This window comes from Nostoc cf. edaphicum LEGE 07299 (assembly GCF_015207245.1).
Classification (GTDB): Bacteria; Cyanobacteriota; Cyanobacteriia; order Cyanobacteriales; family Nostocaceae; genus Nostoc; species Nostoc edaphicum_B.
In genome coordinates this window covers 1-4208 of the sequence record NZ_JADEXF010000502.1, presented here as the reverse complement: position 1 = coordinate 4208, position 4208 = coordinate 1, and the positions used below count along the sequence as shown (strand labels likewise).

The window sequence follows — 4208 nt, the reverse complement described above, 5'->3', positions numbered from 1 at the left end:
GTATAAAAGGGAACCCATATTCTCTATTCTTGTAAAGCTAATTACTGTTTACGGTTCTAGGTTTTGCACTTAATGCTCACCGGGTTGTTCCTGAGCAAATAATTATTTGGTGTATATCTTCTCATCTTGATTGATTTCGTGTTCATCTGGGAAGTCTAATGGGAAGTCTAAATTGGGTAGGCGATCGCCTCGAAATAATTCTTCACTGGCTTCTCCTACGGCTTCTAGTGCTCTTAATGTAGCTTTTCCAGTAATCAGCAGCAGTAATATAGACGCTGTACCTATTTGTAAAAGGAACGATTGAGGAATGGGAAATAAATCCAGATTGGATGCGGGTTTAGGTGAAGACTGTTGGTTGGTAGGAGGCATTGCTAATTTTTGGTTATGGGAATTAAGAGTAGAGACGCGATTAATCGCGTCTGTTAGGAGAGACACGATTAATCGCGTCTGTACAAGAGTTCAGAGTTAGGAGTTAGGATGACTCCAACGAGCAAGGGATGGAGTTGAAATGAGATAAGCTTATTGTTTGTTTCGCCCATCAGAGGCATTAGCGCAGTGGGATAAAAGTCCGGTTTTAAAGGACAAGTCATCAGCCAGTCATATAGAATTATTCTGACTCCTGGCTCCTGTACAGATGTGATTAATCGCGTCTCTCCTAACTCCTAACTTCTGATTTTTGACTCCCTATTAGTAAAATAAACGCAAAACTCAACATTAGTCAGACTTGCAACCTATACAAGACTATCTTGTCCGATTTTGTGAGCTACGAAGGTAACAAAATTGTTAAAAAAAACCGTCAGAGTGTGATAGACCTATGGTTCTAGTTTACAAGTGCAGGCACTATCCCCCAACCATCGCTTCCTGTAAAGTTAACTGAGCATGAAAACAGTAGTACCAGATCGCCAGCAATCCTTAGTGCAATGGGTAAGCCAAGCAACAGGGATCAACACTTTCGGAGTGAAAGTCCGGTTGCGGGGAAATGACCTTCATATTCTTTGTGAAGGTACAGAATGTCCGCAGCGTTGGCGTATTTTGTCTGATTTGCTGCAAGCACTACAGCAAACAAACTTAGATATCCTCACAAACAGCGAACAAACCTCAATATATCAAGTATTTGTCTATGGCCGCAGAAAAGGGGAACAGCGCCCCTCATGGTGCCATCGAGTTCACTTGAATCAAATAGATAAGCATCTCGATCAGGTGCAACAAGCGCTGCTAGCAGACTCGAAAAAATCAAAACAATCGGGTGGGGCGCTAATTGTCTCTAACGAAAGTTTGGCACGCCAAGGGAATCCAGAAGCGATCGCTCGATATCTTAGCGAAACTTTGAGTACGCTAGGTGTATCGGTACAGGTAAAGATTAAGCCATATAAGCCAAAGAATTCTCAGTCAGAAGAAAATCGCCTGTGGATATTTTGCCAGTCAAGCTATAGCCCTGATGCATCGTTGCTTGCCGAACCGATAGCACAAAAGTTGCGTTATCTCAAGCTTTCCGGCTACCAAGATGCTGTAATTGTTTCTCAGGTGAGCGGCGAAACTGCCCCTGATTGGCTGCTGCGGGTGGATTTGACACCACCAGAGGTGATGCTTAAAGAGTGGGCGCGCTGGGGAGATGTCCAAGCGATCGCTCGATTATTAGCTGAAGTACTATCAGGATTAAAAGTTGGTGTCCAAGTCTCTCTAAAAGAATCAACCCTACATATATTTTGTATCCCAGCTTTCGATCCTTTAGGAACTGCCCCGATCCCAGACAAGGTAGTGTGCTTAGAGGCGATTTTACCCCAGCTAGAAGCGATCGCTCCTCAAGGCATTCTCGCCGCCACCATATACGGGCAAAAAGCAGGTGACAAGGAACCCACTTGGATTGAGTGGCTGGCTTTACCCGCAGCAAACTATCCTGCCTTTGCCATATCACCACTTGATTTGGCAAATACTGGTGATGAAGCAGCGATCATATTTTTAATAGAGCGCTTACTCAATCCTGATTTGGATTGGCGATTATTGACAGGTGGAATTCGCGTACTTCTACTGAACAAAAATGGTTTATTGCACATTATGTGTGACGCACCTGTTTGTCCACAGCGGCAACAAGTAGCAAGTAAAATTACGCAGTTTATCCGTCAGTTAAAAATTTCCGGTATTATAGGAGTACGTATCTACGGTCGCCGTGCTGGGAATAAAGAACCTTTTTGGCATTATGGCGTCGATCTTGAACATCGCCAACGTTTAGTACCAGAAGCAACCCCAGAATTTGCTGCTACTTCTATATACATTAACGATTTAGTAACATCTGAGACTAGTGAGCCAATTTTGCGCCCAGACTTAACGACAGAAGAAGTTCAAAATTTTGTAACAGAAGTAGCGCGAGATTGGATAGCAACGGCGAGTTCAACTGCGAGAAAATTCTTGTTGAAAAGCCAGCTATTTAGCGAAAGCAGCGAGTCAGGGGAACGTAACCATGATGTTCAAGGAATTAAAATTGCTCTAGTTTGGGGAACACTGGGATTATTGCTCACCCTCCAAACTGATTGGGTATTGGGTCGAATTATTACACTTAATACACCCAGCTCGCCAAAAGTTGCTAGTGCCACCCTCCCATCTTCATCTTCCGAGCAAAAGGCATCTTTGACATCTGGGAAAAATCAGAGTGATAAAACGACATTTTTTAGCAGCACTTCCAAGACAAAATCCCCTCCAAATCAAAGTTCTGTATTTAATGCTTCGGAATTTACCCAGAGTGATGATACCCCAAAAAATAATTTGGCAGCCGCACCACTGAAGGAAAAAGCAACCGCAACAGCTATTCTTTTAGCAGCGCGATCGCAGATGCCAAGTTTTAATGTCCGACAGTTAGACGAGCAACTAGCACTGTATAAACAGCGTTTAGCTAGAACTGGTAGTCCCCCAGATGTCTTGATTATTGGCTCCTCCCGCGCCCTCAGAGGAGTAGATCCCGCAGCACTTTCTAAAGCTTTGGCAACTCAAGGCTATCCAAATCTTGACGTGTTTAACTTTGGAATTAACGGTGCTACGGCACAAGTTGTAGACTTTGTGATTCGTCACGTACTAGAACCATCAGAACTACCCAAAATAATTATCTGGGCAGATGGTGCGGGTGCTTTCAACGGTGGGCGTGAGGATATTACCTTTAAATCGCTGGCTGCATCAGCTGGTTATAAACAAGCATTCCAAAAAACACCAACAACAGCAAGTAGCAATGATTTAGAAAATACAATAAATTCGGGAGAAGAAAAGACAAAGGAAGAAAAACAGGACATTAGTACTTATGAAGCTGTTAATCAGTCATTAAATCAGGCTATAGCATCTGTTTCTACTAGCTATCAAAACCGTGAGCAAATTAAAAGTTTACTGCAAAAACAACTGCTCATATTTGGTAGGAATCAGACAGTTGCATCACAAAAACAATTGACAGACGGTACTTCAGATGAAAGTATTTCTCAGCAAGCGGTTGACTTTGATGGCTTTCTACCCTTGTCTATTCGGTTTAATCCCGCGAGATACTATCAAAAACATTCTAGAGTTCCCGGAAATTATGACAACGACTATAAATCTTTCCAAGTAGAAGGACAGCAAGATGCTGCTTTTCAAGAAGTGCTTCAGTTTACCCAGTCTCAGAAAATCTCCTTAGTGTTTGTCAACATGCCTTTGACAGGAGATTATTTAGATCCAGTGCGTAGACAATATGAGCAACAATTTCAGCAATATATGTTGCATTTAGCCACTAATCCCAACTTTATTTATCGTGACTTGAGCCAACAGTGGCTAAAAGTAAATGACTTCTTTTCTGATCCTAGCCACCTCAACCGCTTTGGTGCATACGAAGTATCGAAAAAGTTAGCTAACGATCCGATGATTCCTTGGCCAGTTAAGTAGGAAGTGGAGGATAGAGATCAGGGAGCAGAGGAGGCAGAGCAAGAAAAATTATTTATTAATGACAAATGACAAATGACAAATGACAAATGACAAATGACAAATGACAAATGACAAATGACAAATGAACTTTATATCAATTTTTTATGGGCTGTTCCTGTTGAGTGTGTTAGGGATTTACTGGTCTTTAGCACAACATAAATTGCGATTGTGGACGCTGCTAATTGCCAGTTTGGTTTTCTACGCATCTTTGCACATCCAATACATACCATTACTATTAGCATTAACGTTTATTAATTTCCGTGTAGGTCTAGAAA

At 42.1% G+C, this 4208-nt stretch carries 2 protein-coding genes and 1 pseudogene; 2 read left to right on the top strand and 1 reads right to left on the bottom strand.

Going from position 1 to position 4208, the window contains the following annotated elements:
• Positions 1-102 precede the first annotated feature (102 nt).
• Complete coding sequence (locus tag IQ229_RS15635) at positions 103-435, bottom strand: hypothetical protein (RefSeq protein ID WP_409339937.1); 333 nt, start codon at positions 433-435, stop codon at positions 103-105.
• 444 nt (positions 436-879) lie between these two features.
• Here IQ229_RS15635 and IQ229_RS15630 point away from each other — a divergent pair, with 444 nt between their 5' ends.
• Positions 880-3894 carry a DUF1574 family protein gene (locus IQ229_RS15630; RefSeq protein WP_194045146.1) on the top strand — a complete coding sequence of 1005 codons (3015 nt, stop codon included), beginning with the start codon at positions 880-882 and terminating at the stop codon, positions 3892-3894.
• A 121-nt stretch (positions 3895-4015) separates the two neighbouring features.
• A pseudogene (locus IQ229_RS24120) lies at positions 4016-4208 on the top strand (MBOAT family O-acyltransferase); the annotation flags it as partial.

Excerpts from the sequence above, each read along its gene's own strand:
- IQ229_RS15630 (WP_194045146.1), top strand. The coding sequence starts at position 880 with ATGAAAACAGTAGTACCAGATCGCCAGCAATCCTTAGTGCAATGGGTA.